This is a genomic window from Pseudomonas sp. GB2N2 (assembly GCF_054897705.1).
Genome location: NZ_CM142701.1, coordinates 4,856,565 through 4,875,618 on the forward strand (window position 1 = coordinate 4,856,565; position 19,054 = coordinate 4,875,618).

The following is a 19,054-nucleotide window of genomic DNA, read 5'->3' on the forward strand; positions in this document are numbered from 1 at the left end:
CGGCGATCTCCAAATGGGTGCTTGACCCTATAGTGGCTACAGGGTCTTTACTTGGCAACAGGCACCTTTCTGGACGCAACCCGATGAGCGATTCCCTTCACACCCACAAGCCCGACGATGGGCACGATCACGATCACGATCACGATCACGATCACGATCACAGCCACACGCCGCAGCCTGTGCAGAAGCATGACCCTGCCAGCCACGGGGATTCCTGCTGTTCCGCGAAAGTGGCTGCGCCGTCGCTGATCAAACTCAGCGAAGCGCCGACCGCCGATTCGCGCCTCAGCACCTTCCGCATCGACGCCATGGACTGCCCGACCGAGCAGACGCTGATCCAGAACAAACTCGGCAAGCTCACGGGTGTGCAGCAGCTGGAATTCAACCTGATCAATCGCGTGCTGGGCGTCACCCACGACTTGCCGAGCACCGCGCCGATCATCGACGCGATCAAATCCCTCGGCATGCAAGCCGAGCCGCTGGAGCAGGGCGTCGAAGCGCCGACCCCGATACCCGAGAAAAAACCCTGGTGGCCACTGGCGCTGTCCGGCGTCGGCGCGCTCGCTGCTGAAGTGATCCATCTCACCAACGCGGCCCCGACCTGGGTCGTGGCGATCATCGCGCTGATCTCGATCCTCAGCGGTGGCCTCACCACCTACAAAAAAGGCTGGATCGCCCTTAAAAACCTCAACCTCAACATCAACGCGCTAATGAGCATCGCGGTGACCGGTGCGATCCTGATCGGCCAGTGGCCTGAAGCCGCGATGGTGATGTTCCTGTTTACCATCGCCGAATTGATCGAAGCCAAGTCCCTGGACCGTGCGCGCAACGCCATCGGCGGTCTGATGCAGATGACGCCGGAGCAGGCCACGGTGTTGCAGGCCGACGGCAGCTGGGTCGAGCAGGACGTCAAAGCCATCGAGCTGGGCGCGCGGGTACGCGTGCGGCCCGGCGAACGGATCGGCCTGGACGGTGAAGTGGTGTCCGGCAGTTCCACCATCGACCAGGCGCCGATCACCGGCGAGAGCCTGCCAGTCGAGAAGACCCTGGGCGACAAGGTGTTTGCTGGCACCATCAATCAGGCAGGTTCACTGGAATACTCGGTGACGGCCGCTGCGAACAATTCCACCTTGGCGCGGATTATCCACGCCGTCGAACAGGCCCAGGGAGCACGAGCACCGACCCAGCGTTTCGTTGACCAGTTCTCGAAAATCTATACGCCCGCCGTATTCGCCCTGGCGCTGGCCGTCGCGGTGATCCCTCCGCTGTTCATGGGTGCAGTCTGGTTCGACTGGATCTACCGGGCGCTGGTGTTGCTGGTGGTCGCGTGTCCATGCGCGTTGGTGATCTCTACGCCAGTGACTATCGTCAGCGGCCTCGCGGCGGCGGCGCGCAAAGGGATTCTGGTCAAGGGCGGCGTTTATCTGGAGGGCGGTTACAAACTCGACTTTCTGGCGCTGGACAAGACTGGCACGATCACCCACGGCAAACCGGTGCAGACCGATTACCTGTCGCTTGAGCCCACCGCCGATAAAACTGCCCCGGCGATTGCTGCGGCGCTGGCCGGGCGTTCGGATCACCCGGTCTCGCTGGCCATCGCCAACGCCGCTGTGGATAAGTCCACGGCGCCACTGCTTGTGGGTAACTTCGAAGCCCTCGCCGGTCGCGGTGTGCGCGGTGAAATCAACGGTCAAGTCTACTACTTGGGCAATCACCGCCTGGTGGAAGAGCTGAACCTGTGTTCACCCGCGTTGGAAGAAAAGCTGTTTGCGCTGGAGAAACAGGGCAAATCCGTGGTGCTGCTGCTCGACGCGTCTGGCCCGCTGGCGCTGTTTGCCGTGGCCGACACGGTGAAGGAATCCAGTCGCGAAGCGATCCAGCAATTGCATGATCTGGGCATCAAAACCCTGATGCTCACGGGCGACAACGTCCATACCGCCCAGGCGATTGCTGCGCAAGTCGGCATCGACGAAGCCAAGGGCGATCTGCTGCCGACCGACAAACTGCACGCCATCGAAGCGCTTTATGCACAGGGCCATCGGGTCGGCATGGTGGGTGACGGCATCAACGACGCCCCGGCGCTGGCGCGGGCCGAAATCGGTTTCGCGATGGCCGCCGCGGGCACCGACACCGCCATCGAGACCGCTGATGTCGCCCTGATGGACGACGATTTACGCAAGATCCCGGCTTTCATCCGCTTATCGCGGCAGACGTCAAGTATCCTCAAGCAGAACATCGCATTGGCATTGGTCATCAAAGCGATCTTTCTTGGGGTAACCTTCGCCGGGATCGCCACCATGTGGATGGCGGTGTTCGCCGACATGGGCGTGAGCCTGCTGGTGGTGTTCAATGGTTTGCGCCTGTTGCGCAAGTAAGCGATGAGGAGCGGGTGTGCTGAGTGCCGAGCTGAAGGCGTTTTACATGGTGGCCCGCCTGGGCAGCATAACCCTGGCGGCGAAAAAGCTCGGCCTGAGCCAACCCACCGTGACCACGCAAATCCGCAATCTGGAGAACCACTACTCGGTCGAGCTGTTCTACCGTGGCGGACGCCGTCTCAGTGTCAGCGATGAAGGCGCGCGGTTGCTGCCGATGGTCAAGGCGTTGTTGCAGCAGGAAGCCGACATCGAGTTTTTCCTGCGCAACAGCGGCCAGGTCCAGGGCACGTTGCGCATCGCGGCCACGGCGCCCTACTACATCCTTGATCTGGTGAAGACCTTTCGCGAGCGCCTGCCGCAAGTGGAAGTGTCGGTGGAAATTGGCAACTCGCAGCAGGTGCTGGAAGCGCTGGAGGATTATCGGGTGGATGTCGCCGCTTCGTCGCAATTGCTCGATGATGCGCGGCTGATTCGTCGGGTGCTGGGCAGCGATCCACTGGTGCTGGCGGTGCACCGCAACCACCCGCTGGCGGTGCACGATCATGTGCCACTCAGCGCGTTGGCCGGGCATACACTTTTGATGCGCGAATCGGGCTCGACCACCCGGCGCTTGACCGAGGAGTTGCTGGCCAGTGCCGGGGTGAGTTTCGGGCCGTTGCTGGAGATTGGCAGCCGCGAATCGATTCGCGAGGCGGTGTTGCGCAATATCGGCATCAGCATCATCGCCCGGCAGGAAGTGCCGCATGACCCGCAACTGCGTGTGCTGACCATCGAGAATGCGCCGCAGATTCCCGAGTATCTGTACTGCCTCAAGGAACGCAAAGGCGCACGGTTGCCGGCGGCGTTCCTCGGTTTGGCGCAGGAAATGGCCCCAGCCTGAAATCTCTATTGCCTGTGCCCGCGAAGGGGCCCATACAGGCAACCCATCACTCAACCCAAATCTCTGAATACCACTATCAGCCGTTTTGGCCTCACTGCCACATGACGGACGCATTACATCCCTAGGATGGCCTCCATCAGCTTGAAGAGGCCCGTCCATGAACCACTCGATCGCAACTGCCCTGACCAACCCCGGCGCCCCGATGAAGGTGCGTGGCGTGCAGAAACGCTTCGGCGCGTTCACCGCCCTGGACAACGTGTCCCTCGACGTGGCGGCCGGTGAGCTGGTGTGCCTGCTGGGCCCGTCGGGGTGCGGCAAAACCACCTTGCTGCGCTGCATCGCCGGTCTGGAGAAGCAGGACAGCGGCGAGTTGTACCTCGGCGATCGCAACGTTTCCCACCTCGCTCCGCAAGCCCGGGACTACGGAATTCTGTTTCAGTCCTACGCGCTGTTCCCCAATCTCACCGTCGAAGCGAACATTGCCTACGGCCTCGCCGGCAGCGGTCGCGACGAAGTGCGCAAGCGTGTCGGTCAGATGCTGGAACTGGTCGGCCTGACCGGCAGCGAGAAAAAGTACCCCGGCCAATTGTCCGGCGGCCAGCAGCAGCGAGTTGCACTGGCTCGAGCCTTGGCGCCGGCGCCTTCGTTGTTGCTGCTGGACGAACCGATGTCGGCCCTTGACGCCCGGGTCCGCGAGCATCTGTGCACCGAACTGCGCCAATTGCAACGCAACCTCGGCGTCACCACGCTGATGGTCACCCACAATCAGGACGAGGCCATGTTGATGGCCGACCGCATCGCCGTGATGAACAACGGCAAGGTCGAGCAATACGCCTCGCCGCAGGACATCTACAACCGACCGGCCACGCCATTCGTGGCGGAATTTGTCGGCCAGGGCAACTGGCTGCCGTTCCAGCGCAGCAGCGACAGCCATGCGCAAGTCGGCGGGATGAACATGCGCCTGGCCGATGGTAGTGCGAAGACTGCGTCGGGCCGGTTGTTCTGCCGGCCCGAGGCGATCAATGTCAATCCGCTGGTGCACGAAGAAAACCTGTTCCCGGCCAAGGTGCGTGAAATCACTTTCCTCGGCAACCGCTGCCGTATGAGCTTCGAACTCGATCAATTGCCGGGTCATGCCCTGCTGGCTGAAGTGGCACCGGAAGCCATGCCACGCCTCGGTGCGCAGCAGATCATGGTCGCCTTGCCACCGCGCAGCCTGCAGGTGTTTGCCTGATGAGCGCGAACATCGCGCTGCCGATACCGCACAAGCAGGTTCGGCGGACGTCCCGTGCCGAGATCGGCGACCGGGTGTTCGTGGTGGGTGGCAAAGTCCTGTTGCTGGTGCTGCTCGGCCTCGCGGTGTTGATGCCATTACTGGCGATCTTCTGGCGCGGCTTCAGTGCCGAGGCCGGGCAGGGCGGCGGTCTGGTGGCTGCCCGCGAGCTGGTTACGAGTGCGAATTTCCACTGGTTGCTCGGCAATAGCCTGAAAGTTTCCCTCAGCGTTGCGGCCATCGTCGTACCGCTGGCTTACCTGTTTGCCTACGCGCTGCAGCGCACGTTGATTCCCGGCAAGGGCATCTGGCGTGGGATGTCATTGTTGCCATTGATGGCGCCGTCGATGCTGCCGGGTATTGCGCTGGTTTATCTGTTCGGCAACCAGGGTATGTTGCGTGGTTTGCTCTCGGACAACATCTACGGCTTCTGGGGCATTGTCCTGGGCGAGGTCATCTACACCTTCCCACACGCCTTGATGATTCTGCTGTCGGCGCTGTCCCTGGCGGATGCGCGTCTGTTCGATGCCGCGTCGAGCATGGGCGCCAGTCCGGCCAAAGCCTTCCGCAGCATCACCTGGCCGGCAACCCGCCAAGCAGTGTTCGCCGCGTTTTGTCTGGTGTTCACCCTGACCATCACCGACTTCGGCGTGCCGGTGGTGGTCGGTGGCGACTATCAGGTACTGGCGCTGGAAGCCTACAAAGCCGTGGTCGGCCAGCAACAATTTGGACGCGGCGCGTTGATCGGCATGGTCTTGCTGCTGCCGGCGCTGTTCAGCTTCGGCGTCGATGCCTGGTTGCGTCGGCGTCACGGCGATTCCATGAGCGGTCGCGCGCAAGTCTTTCAACCGGCGCCGTCGACACTTCGCGACGGTTGCTATCTGGCCATTGTGCTGCTGATCTGCGCGGCGTTGTTGCTGGTGTTCGGCATGGCGGTGTTCTCGTCGCTGGTGAAGTTCTGGCCGTACAACCTGTCGCTGTCGCTCAACCACTACCAGTTCAACGACACGGCCGGCGGCGGCTGGCTGGCCTATGGCAACAGCGTGAAGATGGCGTTGTGCACGGCGTTGATCGGCAGCGTGCTGATCTTCACCGGCGCTTATCTGATGGAAAAAACCAAGGGCCAGCGCGGCCTGAACCTGGCCCTGCGCATGCTCAGTTTCGTGCCGATGGCGGTGCCGGGCCTGGTGCTGGGTTTGGGTTACGTCTTCTTCTTCAACCTCAACGGCAATCCGCTGCATGTGCTCTACGGCACCATGACCCTGTTGGTGGTCTGCACCATTGCGCACTATTTGACCACCGCGCAAATGACCGCGACCACCGCGCTGCGCCAGCTCGACGCCGAGTTCGAAGCCGCCGCGCTGTCGCTCAAGGCGCCGTTGTATCGGCATTACCTGCGCGTCACCGTGCCGATCTGCCTGCCGGCGCTGCTGGACATCGTGCGCTACCTGTTCGTCTCGGCCATGACCACTGTCTCGGCGGCGATCTTCCTCTACAGCCCCGACACCATCCTCGCGGCGGTGGCGGTGCTGAACATGGATGACGCCGGCAACGTCGGCGGCGCGGCGGCGATGTCGACTCTGATTCTGTTCACCTCGGCGGGCGTGTCCCTGCTGCTGGCCTGGGCTTCGCGCGGTTTGCTGCGCCGCTCCCAGGCCTGGCGGCAGACCGCGCCCGGCCACTGATTTCCACTCCCGCACCTCAACTCAAAACAGGAAAAGATCATGTTCAAGCCCCTGGCCCTGGCCGCTGCTGTCCTTACCGCTTTCAGCCTGAACGCCTTCGCGGCGAAAACCGAGTTGACGGTGTACACCGCCCTCGAAGCCGAACAACTGAAGACCTACAAGGACGCCTTCGAGAAGGCCAACCCGGACGTCGAGATCAAGTGGGTGCGCGATTCCACCGGCATCATCACCGCCAAACTGCTGGCCGAAAAAGCCCGTCCGCAGGCTGATGCAGTCTGGGGCCTGGCGGCGTCGAGCCTGGCGATCCTCGATCAGCAAGGCATGCTGCAAAGCTACGCGCCTAAGGACCTGGGCAAGATCGGCGGCAATTACCGCGACGCCGCCAATCCGCCGGCCTGGGTCGGCATGGACGTCTGGGCCGCGACCATTTGCTTCAACACTGTCGAAGCCGAGAAGCAGGGTTTGACCAAACCTGTCAGTTGGCAGGACCTGACCAAGCCTGAGTACAAAGGCAAGATCGTGATGCCGAACCCGGCGTCGTCCGGCACCGGTTTCCTCGACGTCAGCGCCTGGCTGCAAACATTCGGCGAGAAGCAGGGCTGGCAGTACATGGACGACCTGCACCAGAACATCGGCCAGTACGTTCACTCCGGTTCCAAGCCTTGCAAACTGGCGGCGTCCGGTGAATTCCCGATCGGCATTTCCTTCGAATATCCAGCGGTACAGTTGAAGCGCCAGGGCGCACCGCTGGACATCATCCTGCCGAAAGAAGGCCTGGGCTGGGAGATCGAAGCGACCGCCGTGATCAAGGGTACGCCGCACGAAGACGCGGCGAAGAAACTGGCGGACTTCTCGGCCAGCCCGGCGGCGATGGATCTTTATAAAGAGAACTTCGCAGTGCTTGCTCAGCCAGGGATTGCCAAGCCGCAGACCGAATTGCCGGCGGATTATGAGCAGCGCCTGATCAAGAATGACTTTGCCTGGGCCTCGAAGAATCGCGATGAAATCCTGACCGAATGGCGCAAGCGTTATGACGGCAAGTCCGAGAAAGTGGTTGCCAAGTAAGATCTTTATCGGCTGAAGGGCCTCATCGCGAGCAGGCTCACTCCTACATTGGATCTCCAGGGGATGGGGATTGCGGGTTATCCCCGATCAAATGTGGGAGTGAGCCTGCTCGCGATAGCGGTCTTGAATTCAGGACAAAACCTCCATGACACACCACAACGACATGCTGATCGTAGGCGCCGGCATTCTCGGCCTGTCCCACGCCTACGCCGCCGCCAGACGCGGCCTCAAGGTCACGGTCTTCGAACGTAGCGCAACTCCGCTTGGCGCCTCGGTCCGCAACTTCGGCCAGGCCCTCGTCACGGGCCAGCCACCTGGCCCGATGCTCGAACTGGCGAAAGCCAGCCGTGAAATCTGGGGCCAATGGGCGCAACTCGCCGGCCTGCAACTCAAGCGCAACGGCTCATATTTGTTCGCCCGCACCGAAGCCGAAGAGCAATTACTGGAAGCCTTCTGCGCCGGTCGCGCCAAAGAGCACGGCTACCGCGTCGAACTGCTGCGCGAGGCTGCCTTGCGCGATTTATACGCCGGCCAGTTCAGCCATCACCGCGCCGCATTGCACGGCATGGACGACCAGCAACTGTATTCCCGAGAAGCGATTCCGGCGTTGATCGATTACCTGCGCCGGGAAATGAACGTCGAGTTTCACTTCTCCACCCTCGTGCGCGACATCGAACCCGGAAGTCTGCACAGCACCGCCGGCAGCTTCAGCGCGGAGCAGATCATCGTCTGCTCCGGCCACGATTATCAGACCTTGCTCGCCGAACCGATCGCCAAACTCGATCCGCAAATCTGTCGCCTGCAAATGCTCCGCGCCCGCCCGCACATCAACCTCAACCTGCAACACGCGCTGCTCACCGGTTTGAGTTGCGTGCATTACGGCGCGTTTGCCGATCTGCCGGAAGCGGCGGCGGTGCAGGCGCAGATCGTGCGCGAGCAACCGCACCTGCACGAAAACGGCATTCACCTGCTGATCAGCCCGACGCCTTACGGCGAACTGATCATCGGCGATTCCCACCGCTACGGCAGCGACGCCTCGCCCTTCAACGCCGAACAGGTGGATGACTGGATGATCGAACTGGCCGAACAGACCTTGGGCTGCAAGGTGCAGGTGGTCGAGCGCTGGCAGGGTGTCTATGGTGCACGGGGGCCGGGACCGTTCTCGTTCCTGCGGCCGATGCCGGGCGTGAGCGTGGCACTGATGCACACTGGCGTCGGCATGAGCGTGGGGCCGGCGATGGCCGAACGTAACGTCGCGACTGTATTGGGAGAGCTGTGATGGACCGTCATGCGCAGGTGATCGACCAGGTGTTCGCGCTCTACGAACGCTTTGGCGACATTGACTACATCGGTGAGCCGGTGTCGCAGATCGAGCACATGTCCCAGGCCGCCGAACTGGCCATCGCGGAAGGCTACGACGACGAAGTGGTGCTGGCCGCGTTCTTCCACGACATCGGCCATATCTGCACCGAGAGCACCGAGAACATGGACGGTTTCGGTGTGGCCAGCCACGAACGGCTGGGCGCCGATTACCTGCGCCGCGCCGGTTTCAGCGAACGCATGGCGCGGCTGGTGGAATACCACGTGCAGGCCAAGCGTTATCTGACGCTCAAGGAGCCGGGGTACTACGAGCGATTGAGCGAAGCGAGCCGTCGAACCCTGGAATTCCAGGGCGGCATGATGAGCGCTGAAGAGGCTGAGGCGTTCGAGCAGGACCCGTTATGCGCGGTGAGTTTGCGCATGCGCCAGTGGGATGAACTGGCCAAGGAAATGTGGGTACCGGTGATTGATCTCGACGTGTTGAAGGTCAAGGCTTTGCGGTTGTTGGCGGCGTAAACACCTGGAACCGAGTTGCGCCCAAAGGAGTCCGCGTATCCCTGTAGGAGTGAGCCTGCTCGCGATGGGGCCGCCTCAGGCACCACACAACTCAAAGCTGCTGCGCCAACACCTCAACCTGCTCCTGGCGCTCCGCTTGACTCAATTTAGGATGCGGATTCAGCGATGACCATTGCGGATGCGCCCGAGCCTTGTTCAGCGCCTCGGGCAACTTGCCTTCGCGCCAGCTCTTGTCCTGCGGCGTGGCGACCTGGATGCTGTCCATCGCCGCATGCCCCCGCGCATTCAGTGCCTGCAACAACTGCCGCTGCCGCAACGCCAACAGCCGCAACACGCTGTCATCCACCGTCAACTCGCGCTGCCCCTTGATCTTGCCGAGCAACCGGCTGCCATAGCTGCGGGCGGTTTGCAGGGCGCCGCCGGCAATCGCGCCGGCCAGTGCCGCCGCGCCGAGGGTCAGGCCGCCGACCAGCAGATCCACCCCGGCGCCGGCTGCCGCGCCGGCCGCGATACCACCGCCGACCCGCACGCCGAGTTGCTTGAGGGTCTCCGGGTTGAACAGGTCGTCGCCCCAGCGGCCATCGAGCAGCGGCAGATCACTGGCCGCCGCATCGTGCGGGCGAAAGGCGTAGAGCTTGAGCAGGGCTTCGACGCAGCGTTGCTCACGTTGGCGAACCGCTTTGCGCAGTTCGCTGATGGCCTGCTGTTCCTGTTCGGCATCGCTGACCACGCTGCGCCGACACGCTGCGCAATCGATCAATAATTCGGCAATCAAGCGCGCCGCGCTGTGCTGCCGCGCCAGACGCTGGGCCTGTTGATCAGCGATCAGACGTTGCAGTTGTTCGCGGGAGTTTTCCAGCAGCAGGGCGAGGCTTTCATACAGCCGGCGCTCGCCATCTTCCGGCGGCGCCACGCTGTCGAAACGTACCAGGGCGTGCAGGCCCAGACGTGCCAGCGCCTCACGCCAGTCCGGTTCGCGGTGGTTGGCGCTGCTGACAAAATTCAACACCGGCAGCAACGGTTTGCCGCAGCTGGCCAGCACTTCCAGTTCGTCGCGGTATTTGGCCAACACCGGTTCGCGGGCGTCGATCACATAGAGGCCAGCGTCGCAGGTGAGCAGTTGCCGCAGCACCTTGGCCTCCTGTTCGAACCGTTGCCGCGTTTCACTGCCTTCAAGAAAACGTACCAGTCGCGCCGGGCCGTCGAGACGTTCGCCGGGACGCTCCAGGCGTTCGAGGTAGTCGAGCAGGGCGATGGCGTCTTCCAGTCCCGGAGTGTCGAACAGGTCGAGCAGGGGCTCGCCGTCCACCGACAACCGCGCGCCTTCGACGTGGCGCGTGGTGCTGGGGCGATGGGAGACCTCGCCGAAGCCGACATCCCGGGTCAGCGTGCGCAGCAACGAGGTCTTGCCGACGTTGGTGTGGCCCACCACGGCGAGCTTCAACGGTGGTTTCCACGGATTAGTCATGACCGGTCTCCAGCCAGTTCAAGGGCGCGCAATCAGCGAATGGCAGTTCAAGCTGTTGCAACGCCACGTGCCAGTCGCCAAGACGCGCGGCATCCAGCGCTTCGCCGGTGGGCGCTTGCAGCAACCAGACGCGGGTGGCGCTGGCGTTGCGCGCCAGTTCGGCGATCAGCGCGAGGCTGCCGCGATCCGGCGAGCGCCGTGGATCGCAGGCGACGGCCAGGCGCGCGGGCGGGAAACGGCTGAGCTGTTCCAGCAGTTTGTTGCGCGATTCGCGGCTGTCGAGAATGCCGGCGTCGCTGACGTTTTTCGGCAGGGGCGGCGGCCATGGGCGTTGATCGTCCAGCTCGATGGCCACCAGCAGCGCGCCGTCGCTGTGCAATTCACTGACGGTGCTTTCCACGCGATGCAGATGTTCCGGCGCGGCATCGCTGATGCCCAGGCGTTCGCTGCTGGGCATCAGGCGTTCGCGCAGTTGCGCGTAGCCAGGCAGGTTCAGGTCAAGATGCAGATTGGCGCGGCCGCGCTTCCAGCGCCACAGGCAGAACAGCGCCAGGAGCAGGCGCGGCACCACGCCGTAAACCACCAGCACGCCGACCAGCCACGTTGCCCAGGCCTGACGAGCGCTTTCGATGTTCAGCGCGGCATCGCCGCTGGCGCGGATCATCTCCACCGTCGGCACGTTGAACCCCAGCAAGGCGGGCAGGGTGCCCAGTGCCTTCGTCATGGCCACGAAAGTGTCGGCGCTGAGCAGGGTGGTTTCCCAGACGAAGCCATAACGCCGGGTCGCCATCAGCATCAGTAGAATGACCAGCGCGCTCAGCATCGCCAGCGACCACAGGCTGTTGACCAGTAAGCCGAGCGCCCAGCGATTGAGTTTCTGGCGTTGCAGTAATAACAGCAACGCCGGTGCCAGTTGCGCGGCTTTAGCGTCGCGGGCGAGTTTTTCGCTGAGCCACAACCACAAGCGGCCCAGCGTCGCGCCGTGCTCGCCAGTGAACACCAGGCCCAGCGCCCAGCTCAGTAGCAGAATCAGGTTCACCCCAAGCAAACTGCCCAAGGCCCAGAACACATTCACCGCAGTTTGCCCGTCGCCCAGAGCGGCAAACGCCAGGCCGCTGCCGCTGACCACCGCCAGCACTGCCATGACGATCAGCGCCAACCGCGCACCTTGCAGCCAGTGTCTGAGGGCTTCACTCAAGCCATCGCGCTCGGCCAGCCACAATGCCCGCCGTTGAATGCGTGCCGGCAAGTCGCCGCCCGCCGCTCGGGCCAGTCGGTTGGCTTCCAGATCATCCAGGGCGCCGGCGTGTTCTTCACGCAGGCGAATGGTTTCCGTGAGCCAGAGGTTATTCAGTTCAGTCACGCGGCATCCCGTCGCTCAATTGAGCTGTGAGCATAACCGCTGTGGCGCTGGTCGGGGGGCTACGTTGCGAGAAGCTGAGCCTCTGGTATCCTCGCCGGCATGACTAAATCACTCCCCCTCAGCCTGATCGCAGCCCTCGGTGAAAACCGCGTGATCGGCGTCGACAACAGCATGCCCTGGCACTTGCCGGGGGATTTCAAATACTTCAAGGCCACCACCCTGGGCAAGCCGATCATCATGGGTCGCAAGACCTGGGATTCCCTCGGCCGTCCGCTGCCGGGCCGGTTGAACCTCGTGGTCAGCCGTCAGGCCGATCTGGTGCTGGAAGGCGCCGAGGTTTATCCGTCGCTGGAGGCTGCCGTGGTTCGCGCCGAGGAATGGGCGAAAGAACAGGGCGTTGATGAGCTGATGCTGATTGGCGGGGCGCAGTTGTATGCGCAAGGCCTGGCGCAGGCGGATCGGTTGTATCTGACACGCGTGGCGTTGAGCCCGGAAGGGGATGCGTGGTTTCCGGAGTTTGATTTGACTGAATGGAAGTTAGTGTCTGATACACCAAATGCGGCGCAAGGGGATAAGCCGGCGTACAGCTTCGAGGTTTGGGAAAAGGCTTAAAAGCATCGCGAGCAGGCTCACTCCTACAGGGGAACTCATTCCAATGTAGGAGTGAGCCTGCTCGCGATAGCGGTCTGTCAGGCGCTATTCAAGCCTGCGCCAACTCCGAATGCTCATCCGCATCCAGCAGCGCCTTGTCGGTCTGCTGCATGATCTGGCTGGTGATCGCCCCGGCCGTGATCGAACCGCTCACGTTCAGCGCCGTACGCCCCATATCGATCAGCGGCTCGACCGAAATCAGCAACGCCACCAATGACACCGGCAACCCCATCGCCGGCAACACGATCAGCGCCGCAAACGTCGCGCCACCGCCAACCCCGGCCACACCGGCCGAACTCAGCGTCACAATCGCCACCAGCGTCGCGATCCACAGCGGGTCCAGCGGGTTGATGCCCACGGTCGGCGCCACCATCACAGCCAACATCGCCGGGTACAGACCGGCGCAGCCATTCTGGCCAATGGTCGCGCCGAACGAAGCGGCGAAACTGGCGATGGATTGTGGGATGCCCAGACGGCTGGTCTGCGCTTCGATGCTCAGCGGAATTGTCGCCGCACTCGAACGGCTGGTGAACGCAAAGGTCAGCACCGGCCAGATCTTGCGGAAGAAACGCAGCGGGTTGATCCCTGCCGCCGACACCAGCACGCCATGGACCACAAACATCAGGCCCAGGCCGATGTACGACACCACGACAAAACTGCCGAGCTTGATGATGTCTTGCAGGTTGGAGCCGGCGACCACTTTGGTCATCAGCGCCAGCACGCCGTACGGGGTCAGCTTCATCACCAAACGCACCAAGCGCATGACCCAGGCTTGCAGGGTGTCGATGGCGTTGATCACTTTCTGACCTTTCTCGACATCATCCTTCAGCAGTTGCAGCGCGGCGACGCCAAGGAACGCGGCGAAAATCACCACGCTGATGATCGACGTCGGCTTCGCGCGAGCCAGGTCGGCGAACGGGTTCTGCGGGATGAACGACAGCAGCAACTGCGGCACATTCAGGTCGGCGACCTTGCCCGCGTAGTCGGTCTGAATGGTTTGCAGACGGGCCATTTCCTGGGTGCCGGCGACCAGACCTTCAGCGGTCAGGCCGAACAGGTTGGTCAGGCCGATGCCGATCAACGCTGCGATGGCGGTGGTGAACAGCAACGTGCCGATGGTCAGGAAGCTGATCTTGCCCAGCGACGACGCGTTGTGCAGCCGTGCCACGGCGCTGAGGATCGAAGCGAAGACCAGTGGGATCACGATCATTTGCAGCAACTGCACGTAACCGTTGCCCACCAGATCGAACCAGCTGATCGAGGCCTTAAGCACCGGGTTGCCGGCACCATAAATCGCGTGCAACGCAACACCGAACACCACGCCCAACACCAACGCGAGCAACACTTTTTTCGCCAGGCTCCACGTCGTGTTACGGGTTTGCGCCAGGCCGAAGAGCAGGGCGAGGAACACCAGCAGATTGAGCATCAGCGGCAGATTCATGAACACTCCATTAAGACTTGTGCCAGTCACTTTCTTGCGTGACTTCGAACCGGCAAGCCTAACAGCTTGATTTTCAATGAATTAATATCAAAAAAGTTGGATGACTGTCGTTTTTGGAATAAGCCGGTGTCGCTGTCCAGGATGCAGCTGACGCGAAAGGAACGTGAGCGGTCGCTGACAGGCGAGGACTGTCACAGATATTTGTTAGCGTCGGTGTCTTTGAATCAGGGAGAACTGTCATGAGACTCGCACCGAAATTTCTGCTCGCTGCACTGGGATTGAGTTTGGGTATTGGCCTCTCCGGCCAGGCCTTCGCCACGGATTTGAAGCATTGGCCGGCCGATCAGGCCAAGGCACTGGACGCGATGATCGCGGCCAACGCCAATAAGGGTAACTACGCGGTGTTCGACATGGACAACACCAGTTACCGCTATGACCTCGAAGAGTCGTTGCTGCCGTACATGGAAAACAAGGGCCTGATCACCCGCGAGAAACTCGATCCCTCCCTGAAACTGATTCCGTTCAAGGACACCGCCGACCACAAGGAAAGCCTGTTCAGCTACTACTACCGCCTCTGCGAAATCGACGACATGGTGTGTTATCCATGGGTCGCCCAAGTGTTCTCCGGGTTTACGCTCCAGGAGCTCAAGGGCTACGTCGACGAATTAATGGCCTCCGGAAAACCGGTGCCGGCCACCTATTACGAAGGCGACGTGGTCAAGACGCTCGACGTCAACCCGCCAAAAGTCTTCACTGGCCAGGCCGAGCTGTACAACAAGCTGATGGAAAACGGCATCGAGGTCTACGTGATGACCGCCGCCTCGGAAGAGCTGGTGCGCATGGTCGCTTCCGATCCGCAGTACGGCTACAACGTCAAACCGCAAAACGTTATCGGCGTGAGCTTGCTGCTCAAGGACAAGAAGTCCGGCGAGCTGACCACCGCGCGCAAGCAAATCACCGCTGGCAAGTATGACGAGAAGGCCAATCTCGGCCTCGAACTGACCCCTTACCTGTGGACCCCGGCAACCTGGATGGCTGGCAAGCAAGCGGCGATCCTGACCTACATCGACGAGTGGAAAAAACCGGTGCTGGTCGGCGGCGATACCCCGAGCAGCGATGGCTACATGCTGTTCCACAGCGTCGACGTGGCAAAGGGCGGCATCCACTTGTGGGTCAACCGCAAAGACAAATACATGACCCAGATTACCGGCATGATGGCCAAGCATGCTGCGGCCCAGGCCAAGGAAGGGCTGCCGGTCACGGCGGACAAGAATTGGGTGATCGTGAAGCCTGAAGAAATCCAGTAAGCCCGAATTGAACCTGTGGTCACCGCACATCCCCCTGTAGGAGCGAGCCTGCTCGCGATGGGCGTTAACGATGACGCTTACTGTCTGATTTAACCCGGCGTCTTTGCGTGCTTCGCGAGCAGGCTAGCTCCTACAGTTGACCGAGCCGTGCCCAAAAAAATACCCCGCACTTGGCGGGGTATTTTTTGTTCGACGGTTAAGCCTTACAGCCCGTCAAGCATCGCCTTGTTACGCACGGCGCCCTTGTCGGCGCTGGTCGCCAGCAGGGCGTAGGCCTTGAGCGCGGTGGTCACCTTGCGTGGACGTTTTTCCACAGGCTTCCAGCCTTTCTGATCCTGCTCGGCACGGCGCCCGGCCATTTCTTCGTCGCTGATCAACAGGTTGATCGAGCGGTTCGGAATGTCGATCAGCACTTTGTCGCCGTCCTGCACCAGGCCAATCGCGCCACCGGCGGCAGCCTCTGGCGAGGCATGGCCGATGGACAGGCCCGAGGTGCCGCCGGAGAAACGGCCGTCGGTGAGCAGGGCGCAATCTTTGCCCAGGCCTTTGGATTTCAGGTACGACGTCGGGTAGAGCATTTCCTGCATGCCCGGGCCGCCTTTCGGGCCTTCGTAACGGATGATCACGATGTCGCCGGCCTTCACTTCATCCGCGAGGATGCCGCGTACGGCGCTGTCCTGGCTTTCGAAGATTTTTGCGTTGCCTTCGAACACGTGGATCGACTCGTCGACGCCGGCGGTTTTCACCACGCAGCCGTCCACGGCAATGTTGCCGTAGAGAACGGCCAGGCCGCCTTCTTTCGAGTAAGCGTGTTCGACGCTGCGGATGCAGCCGTTTTCACGGTCGTCGTCCAGGGTTTCATAGCGGGTCGACTGGCTGAACGCGGTTTGCGTCGGGATGCCCGCCGGACCTGCCTTGAAGAAGTGATGCACCGCTTCGTCGTCGGTCTGGGTGATGTCCCACTTGGCGATGCCTTCGGCCAGGGTCTTGCTGTGCACGGTCGGCAGGTCAGTGTGCAGCAGGCCGCCACGGGCCAGCGAACCGAGGATGCTGAAGATCCCGCCGGCACGGTGCACGTCTTCCATGTGGTACTTCTGGATGTTCGGCGCGACTTTGCACAGTTGCGGCACATGGCGGGAGAGACGGTCGATGTCGCGCAGGTCGAAATCGATCTCGGCTTCCTGGGCCGCAGCCAGCAAGTGCAGGATAGTGTTGGTGGAACCGCCCATGGCGATGTCCAGCGTCATGGCGTTTTCGAACGCCTTGAAGTTGGCGATATTGCGCGGCAACACCGACTCATCGTTGTCGTGGTAGTAACGCTTGCACAGCTCGACGATGGTGCGGCCGGCCTGCAAGAACAGCTGCTCGCGGTCGCTGTGGGTGGCGAGGGTCGAACCGTTGCCCGGCAACGCCAGGCCCAGGGCTTCAACCAGGCAGTTCATCGAGTTGGCGGTGAACATGCCGGAGCACGAGCCGCACGTCGGGCAGGCGCTGCGCTCGTACTCGGCGACTTTCTCGTCAGAAGCGGTGGAGTCGGCGGCGATCACCATGGCGTCGACGAGGTCGAGACCGTGGCTGGCGAGTTTGGTCTTGCCGGCTTCCATCGGGCCGCCGGAGACGAAGATCACCGGGACATTCAGGCGCAGGGCCGCCATCAGCATGCCGGGGGTAATCTTGTCGCAGTTGGAGATGCAGACGATGGCATCGGCGCAGTGGGCGTTGACCATGTACTCGACGGAGTCGGCGATGATCTCGCGGCTCGGCAGCGAATACAGCATGCCGTCGTGGCCCATGGCGATGCCGTCATCGACAGCGATGGTGTTGAATTCCTTGGCCACGCCGCCAGCGCGTTCGATCTCGCGGGCGACCAGTTGGCCGAGGTCCTTGAGGTGGACGTGGCCCGGTACGAACTGGGTGAACGAGTTGGCAATGGCGATGATCGGCTTTTTGAAGTCGTCATCTTTCATCCCCGTGGCGCGCCACAGTGCGCGGGCGCCGGCCATGTTGCGGCCGTGGGTGGATGTTTTCGAGCGGTAATCAGGCATGAAGCACTCCGGGCGGCTAATCAGGTATCAAAAGGGAAGTGAGCTTCTATTGACGTCTGGAACACTCAGAAATGGCCGTGTGTCCGGAAGTTGCCGATAACTTTGCGGGATCGCCGCGCGCTTCAGCTTGAGCTCATAAACCCGCCGGGGGATGACTGGCGATGAATGTCGCGATTCTACACGGCTGACGGCGGGAGGGAATGCCGGGACGTGCCGAGACGGCGCTAACGAGACGTGCGGATGCGTAAGCAGCGCAATCTCCCGCTCTGTTTTCAGCACCTCAGCTCACGTTCAATGCAGGATTGCGTTGCGTGATCAACGCATTCACGACAAGGCCCGCGGCGCTCAAGACGAGGAAACACATGGCCAGCGCCGTACTCAGGTCTTCGGATGCCAGGTTGACCACCACGCTGATCACGCCGCCGCACATGAAGACCATCACGCCGCCGACCGACGAGGACGTGCCGGCATCTTGTGGATAGAGGGTCATGGCTTTGGAATTGGCGATGGGCCGGGCAATGGTGGTGCCGGCGGTACACATGAGCATGGGGATCAGCACCGCCGCCGCAGTCAGCCCGAACTGATTCGCCAGCCACAGCATGACCAATCCCGACAGTGCGATCAGCCCCAGGCCGATGACGATCTGCAAATGGGCCGGCAGCCGCCGATGCAGCGCGCTGGCGACGATGCCGCCGAACACATAGGCCACGCCATACAGCAACAATGTCCAGGCGAATTCGTAGGGCGAAAGTGCCAGGCGCTCCATGAAAATGATCGGCGACATGACGATGAATGAAAAATGGCAGGCAAAGGCCAACGCTGAAATCAGCCAGTAGCCCATGAATCGCAGATCGGAACACAGCCGCCAGTAAGCATTGAAAAAGCCGCCGTGTGAGGCGTTGCAACCGCGCGGGGTTTCCTTGAGCAGGACGGCAACCCTCAGCCAGACAATGACGGCCAGCGTGATAAAGACAGAGAAGCTGCCGTGCCAGCCCAGATGCATCTGCAGCCAGGTGCCGAGCAGCGGCGATAGGGAAATGAACACCCCGGCGCCGGTGGTCATCCAGATCCTGATTCGCTCCTGTTCCTTGCCGACGAACAAATCCTGAATCAACGCCTGCGAGAGTACGAAGGACCCGCAACCTACGGCCTGAATCACGCGAAACACCAGGAACCAGCTGTATTCGCTGGAAACCAGGCAACCGGCTGCACCAACTATCGAGACGGCGATACCGGTCAACAAAAGGTTTTTGCGCCCCCACAAGTCCGACAGCGGTCCGACCAGCACCACGGATAGCCCGAGGCCGATGGCGAACAGGCTGACGGACAGCGCAATGTTGGACGCGGTGGTCCGGAAGTAGTCAGTGAGCGCGGGGAAGGAGGGGAGTACGACGTCGAGCGGGAAAACGCCCAGTAGCGTCATCGTCATCAACAGCAGGATGAGTGAGGATTTTTTTGTGGTGTGCGCGGAAGTATTCATCAACAACGCTCTCGTTCCGTGAGGGGGGAACGAGAGTTGACTTGAGGAACGGGGAAGTCAATGCAGAAGGTGTGGGACTGTTCCGAATCCATTGTAGGAGCGAGCCTGCTCGCGAAAAACGAACAGGCGACGCGGAGAGTCAGGCTGCCAGCGTTATCGTTGACGACCATCGCGAGCGAGCTCGC

Annotated in this window: 14 protein-coding genes; 9 read left to right on the forward strand and 5 right to left on the reverse strand. The window is 61.8% G+C overall.

Annotated features, from left to right (window positions below):
- Positions 1-83: 83 nt before the first annotated feature.
- The 7 genes from ACYZT4_RS22475 to ACYZT4_RS22505 all read left to right on the forward strand — a co-directional run bounded on the left by ACYZT4_RS22475 (position 84) and on the right by ACYZT4_RS22505 (position 9,114).
- Positions 84-2,375, forward strand: coding sequence for a heavy metal translocating P-type ATPase (locus ACYZT4_RS22475; protein WP_461983028.1), 2,292 nt, complete (start codon positions 84-86; stop codon positions 2,373-2,375).
- Between the two features lie 16 nt (positions 2,376-2,391).
- Positions 2,392-3,255, forward strand: a complete 864-nt coding sequence (locus ACYZT4_RS22480; RefSeq protein ID WP_461983029.1) for a LysR family transcriptional regulator — start codon at positions 2,392-2,394, stop codon at positions 3,253-3,255.
- Between the two features lie 157 nt (positions 3,256-3,412).
- Positions 3,413-4,489, forward strand: coding sequence for a putative 2-aminoethylphosphonate ABC transporter ATP-binding protein (locus ACYZT4_RS22485; RefSeq protein ID WP_461983030.1), 1,077 nt, complete (start codon positions 3,413-3,415; stop codon positions 4,487-4,489).
- Positions 4,489-6,213 carry a putative 2-aminoethylphosphonate ABC transporter permease subunit gene (locus ACYZT4_RS22490; protein ID WP_461983031.1) on the forward strand — a complete coding sequence of 575 codons (1,725 nt, stop codon included), beginning with the start codon at positions 4,489-4,491 and terminating at the stop codon, positions 6,211-6,213. Before ACYZT4_RS22485 ends, ACYZT4_RS22490 begins: the two co-directional genes overlap by 1 nt.
- A gap of 39 nt (positions 6,214-6,252) precedes the next feature.
- Positions 6,253-7,278 (forward strand): putative 2-aminoethylphosphonate ABC transporter substrate-binding protein, encoded by a 1,026-nt coding sequence (locus tag ACYZT4_RS22495; RefSeq protein WP_461983032.1) that lies wholly within the window; start codon positions 6,253-6,255, stop codon positions 7,276-7,278.
- A gap of 145 nt (positions 7,279-7,423) precedes the next feature.
- The gene (locus tag ACYZT4_RS22500; protein WP_461983033.1) at positions 7,424-8,557 is read left to right on the forward strand and encodes a TIGR03364 family FAD-dependent oxidoreductase; all 1,134 of its coding nucleotides are present in this window, start codon (positions 7,424-7,426) and stop codon (positions 8,555-8,557) included.
- The gene (locus ACYZT4_RS22505) at positions 8,557-9,114 is read left to right on the forward strand and encodes a phosphonate degradation HD-domain oxygenase (RefSeq protein WP_461983034.1); all 558 of its coding nucleotides are present in this window, start codon (positions 8,557-8,559) and stop codon (positions 9,112-9,114) included. The genes ACYZT4_RS22500 and ACYZT4_RS22505 overlap by 1 nt, the downstream gene beginning before the upstream one ends.
- Before the next feature lie 91 nt (positions 9,115-9,205).
- On the opposite strand, the gene ACYZT4_RS22510 is transcribed toward ACYZT4_RS22505, so the two are convergent.
- Together ACYZT4_RS22510 and ACYZT4_RS22515 are read right to left on the reverse strand one after the other, a co-directional pair.
- The gene (locus ACYZT4_RS22510; RefSeq protein ID WP_461983035.1) at positions 9,206-10,582 is read right to left on the reverse strand and encodes a GTPase/DUF3482 domain-containing protein; all 1,377 of its coding nucleotides are present in this window, start codon (positions 10,580-10,582) and stop codon (positions 9,206-9,208) included.
- Positions 10,575-11,945 (reverse strand): DUF2868 domain-containing protein, encoded by a 1,371-nt coding sequence (locus ACYZT4_RS22515; protein ID WP_461983036.1) that lies wholly within the window; start codon positions 11,943-11,945, stop codon positions 10,575-10,577. Before ACYZT4_RS22515 ends, ACYZT4_RS22510 begins: the two co-directional genes overlap by 8 nt.
- A 99-nt stretch (positions 11,946-12,044) precedes the next feature.
- On the opposite strand from ACYZT4_RS22515, the gene ACYZT4_RS22520 reads away from it, so the two are divergent.
- Positions 12,045-12,557, forward strand: a complete 513-nt coding sequence (locus ACYZT4_RS22520; RefSeq protein WP_461983037.1) for a dihydrofolate reductase — start codon at positions 12,045-12,047, stop codon at positions 12,555-12,557.
- Positions 12,558-12,645: 88 nt separating this feature from the next.
- Here the strand turns inward: ACYZT4_RS22520 and ACYZT4_RS22525 are convergent, their stop codons facing one another.
- Positions 12,646-14,037 carry an L-cystine transporter gene (locus ACYZT4_RS22525; protein WP_461983038.1) on the reverse strand — a complete coding sequence of 464 codons (1,392 nt, stop codon included), beginning with the start codon at positions 14,035-14,037 and terminating at the stop codon, positions 12,646-12,648.
- 239 nt (positions 14,038-14,276) lie between these two features.
- On the opposite strand from ACYZT4_RS22525, the gene ACYZT4_RS22530 reads away from it, so the two are divergent.
- A complete protein-coding gene (locus tag ACYZT4_RS22530) occupies positions 14,277-15,344 on the forward strand; it encodes an HAD family hydrolase (RefSeq protein ID WP_461983039.1) in 1,068 nt (355 codons plus the stop codon).
- Between the two features lie 203 nt (positions 15,345-15,547).
- Here ACYZT4_RS22530 and ilvD read toward each other — a convergent pair whose 3' ends face one another.
- Both ilvD and ACYZT4_RS22540 read right to left on the reverse strand, forming a co-directional pair.
- Positions 15,548-17,389, reverse strand: coding sequence for a dihydroxy-acid dehydratase (ilvD, locus tag ACYZT4_RS22535; RefSeq protein WP_461983040.1), 1,842 nt, complete (start codon positions 17,387-17,389; stop codon positions 15,548-15,550).
- 280 nt (positions 17,390-17,669) lie between these two features.
- On the reverse strand, positions 17,670-18,869 hold the full coding sequence (locus ACYZT4_RS22540) for a Bcr/CflA family efflux MFS transporter (protein ID WP_461983041.1): 1,200 nt from the start codon (positions 18,867-18,869) through the stop codon (positions 17,670-17,672).
- Positions 18,870-19,054 lie beyond the last annotated feature (185 nt).